Annotated in this window: 4 protein-coding genes; 3 read left to right on the top strand and 1 reads right to left on the bottom strand. The window is 32.0% G+C overall.

Annotation, left to right across the window (positions count from 1 at the left end):
• Nucleotides 1–447, bottom strand: a 447-nt coding sequence (locus EUBIFOR_RS13125) for a hypothetical protein (RefSeq protein ID WP_003865240.1), incomplete at its 3' end; no start/stop codon positions are given.
• A 16-nt stretch (nt 448–463) separates the two neighbouring features.
• On the opposite strand from EUBIFOR_RS13125, the gene EUBIFOR_RS13120 reads away from it, so the two are divergent.
• The 3 genes from EUBIFOR_RS13120 to asp1 all read left to right on the top strand — a co-directional run.
• Nucleotides 464–823, top strand: coding sequence for a hypothetical protein (locus EUBIFOR_RS13120; RefSeq protein WP_003865239.1), 360 nt, complete (start codon nt 464–466; stop codon nt 821–823).
• A 67-nt stretch (nt 824–890) separates the two neighbouring features.
• Nucleotides 891–2,075, top strand: coding sequence for a preprotein translocase subunit SecY (locus EUBIFOR_RS06780; RefSeq protein ID WP_003865238.1), 1,185 nt, complete (start codon nt 891–893; stop codon nt 2,073–2,075).
• A gap of 12 nt (nt 2,076–2,087) precedes the next feature.
• The coding region (gene asp1, locus EUBIFOR_RS12955) for an accessory Sec system protein Asp1 (protein WP_003865237.1) at nt 2,088–3,165 on the top strand (1,078 nt) is incomplete at its 3' end.

Genomic DNA, 3,165 nt, shown 5'->3' with positions numbered 1-3,165 from the left:
CGCATCTACAAGTGCTTCAACTAGTGCAAGTACATCGGCATCAACAAGTGCTTCTACATCAGCTAGTACATCGGCATCTACAAGTGCCAGCACATCAGCAAGTACTTCAGCTTCAACAAGTGCTTCAACAAGCGTAAGCACTTCAGCTTCTACAAGCGCCAGCACATCAGCAAGTACTTCGGCTTCAACTAGCGTAAGTACATCAGCTAGTACATCAGTAAGTGAAAGCGAATCAACTTCAACTTCTGTAAGTGAAAGTGAATCAACAAGTACTTCAGTAAGCGAAAGTGAGTCAACTTCTACTTCATTAAGTGAGAGCGAATCTACTTCTGAATCAGTTAGTACAAGTGAAAGTACATCAGCATCTGCAAGTGAATCAGAATCTCTAAGTACTTCTGAATCATTGAGTGTTTCTACTAGTGAATCACAGTCAACTTCAGATAGCATTAGCTCTTCAGAATCTATGTCTACATCTACTTCAGAAAGCTACGCAACAAGTGTTGTTACAAGCACTGCAGGTGGTGGAACAGCTTATCGTCAAGTTGTAGTTGATACTCGTGCTCCTTTACAAGTAGCTCCAAGAGTTACTGAGGAAGAAACTGTAGAGGATGATGTAACTCCTAAGGCTAAGGAAGAAACAATCGAAAAAGAAAAGATGCCTAAATCAACATTGGATGTTGCTCATAGAGTATGGTGGTCTTGGATTCCAATTATAGGAGCTCTATCTTCTTTGATTAATGCTATCAACACTAAAAAAGGTAGAAATGATGCTTCTAAAGAAAAAGGAAATAATGATGCTTCAAAAGAAAAAGAAGATAAATAAATAAAATAATGATAAAATAACAGTAACTAACTTTTGGTTACTGTTATTTTTTTAGGGAGTGATTTTTATGAAGGAAAAGACGCATTTGGTTAGAAATCGATGCCTTTTTTCAATAGTTATTATTTTAATTTATTTTGTTTGTCATAGAATTCCATTGAATGGAATTGATATGAGTGCATATGATAATTTAGGATTGGATTTAGGTTCTATATTGACTTTAGCGGTAAATGGTTCGAACAAAAGATGTTATGTCATGAGCTTAGGTATTTCACCTTATATTACGGCTAGCTTAGTTGTTACTATTTTATATGCTATGCGATCTAAAGAGGCTAAGGCTCGTACATCACCTAAGGCAATGAATTATTGGATTACTGCATTTACATTTATAGTTACTTTAGTTCAATCTATTTTTTATGCTCTTGGTTTAAAATATATTGATCGTAATCTAATGAGTATTTTGGTTGCTATTTTTGAATTAATGGCAGGAGCGAGTATTGCACAATTTTTATTGATGAAAAACAAAAAATATGGTGTTGGTGGATTTGCTCCAATCATTATTATCAATATGACTGAATCATTGATTGGAATATTAATGAAATCAACGCTTGAAGCTTTGAAAATCCCATTAATCATTTCGTTTGTGATGGTTATTATTATGATGTTTATGGAAATGCATGAAAAAAGAATTCCTCTTCAAAGAGTTTCTGTGCATAATGTGCATGCCGAAAAGAATTATATGGCAATTAAATATAATCCAATAGGCTTTATGGCGTTAATGTTTGGTTCTGCAATATTTATGATTCCTCAATTAATAATTGCTTTTATTCATTATTTTCATAAATCAGACATTATCAATTTCTTATATAAAAATTTCAATTTATCAACCGTATTTGGTATGAGTGTCTATATTATTATGATGTTTTTGTTTACGATTCTATTAAGCTTATTATTTGTGAATCCAAAAGATTTATCAGATGGTCTTCTTCAAAGCGGAGATTGTATAGTTAATGTTCCTGCAGGTAAGCCTACACGTCGATATATTCGTAAATGGGTTTTAATATTGAGTTGTTTAAGTGGAGGCATCATGTGTGCTTGTTTAGCACTATGTATGTATTTACAGTATAAAGGTATTGTAGATGCATCCGTGGCCATGCTTCCAACTACATTTATGATGCTTTCAGGATTTGTTTGTAGTATTTATTTAGAAATTCGTGCTTATCGTGATTTTGATTCATATAAGCCATTTATATAGGGGGTAGTATTTATGATGTATTTTGTACCTTCCTGGTATCATGGAAATGAATATAAAGAAAATGAACAATATTTTTATGTGCGTCGTGCAGTAACAGAATTTGATGATAGTGTTAAACAGATTCAGATGTTTAACCGTAATGATATTATGGAATATAAGATTTTGAATTTGTCGTATAGTCCAAACTTTCGTCACTTTCTTCATAGACAAAGTGTATTCCATGCACCATATTGGTCTTGTTTTGATGCGATACAAGAAATTAGACGTACAAAAGTAGATATTCTTTCCTATCATGATTTGATGTGGCCAGACCATACAGAATTTGTCTATACTCCATTTTGTATTGTGGCGTATGTAAATAATCAAAAATATGCAGAAGTACATTTTGGTGAAGATGGAAATATGATTGAAGTCTTTTTGTTTCAAGATAATATGATGGTCCGTAAAAATGTATATGATGATCGAGGCTTTTTATCGGACACTATTGTTTATGAAAATAATCAAGCTGTTTATGAACAATATTTAGATGGAAAAGGGAATTGGAAAATGTGTCATTTCTTTGAGGATGGGCATATTGAAATCAATGGTGAAAATCCATTTTATTTGATTGAAAATACAAGATTTAAATTTGATCATTTGAGCTATGATTCCATGGAATCATTGATTGAAGAAGTATTTTCTACATATTTAGATGAAATGACTTCAACAGATGATATTTTCTGTTTGGCTATGCATGTACTACATCATGATATGTTAGAAAAATTGTTTGAAAAACGTAAGACAATCTTATCTTTTTATCAAAATCGTTTGGAATTATTTGAGGATGCTGAATTGAAATCTTTAATTCAAAATACGAACTATTGTATTGTGGATTCAAAACATAAGATTTCTTTATTGGAAGATTATGCAGAAAAGAAACTTCCAATTGTAGATATTACACCTTTTGATACGCGTGCTGATTTTGGGATTAGTCAACAATTAACGGTTCAAAATATTTTGGTTCCAATTGATACGATTGAACAATCAAAATTTGAAGAATTGATTCTTTTATTCGCTAAGTATTTTGAAATAAATGAAACAGCCCGTGTTC

Origin of the sequence: Holdemanella biformis DSM 3989 (assembly GCF_000156655.1) — a bacterium.
In the GTDB taxonomy this organism is placed as follows: domain Bacteria; phylum Bacillota_I; class Bacilli_A; order Erysipelotrichales; family Erysipelotrichaceae; genus Holdemanella; species Holdemanella biformis.
This window is presented reverse-complemented; position numbering and strand designations above follow the sequence as displayed.

Excerpts from the sequence above, each read along its gene's own strand:
- EUBIFOR_RS13120 (WP_003865239.1), top strand. The coding sequence starts at position 464 with ATGTCTACATCTACTTCAGAAAGCTACGCAACAAGTGTTGTTACAAGC.
- EUBIFOR_RS06780 (WP_003865238.1), top strand. The coding sequence starts at position 891 with ATGAAGGAAAAGACGCATTTGGTTAGAAATCGATGCCTTTTTTCAATA.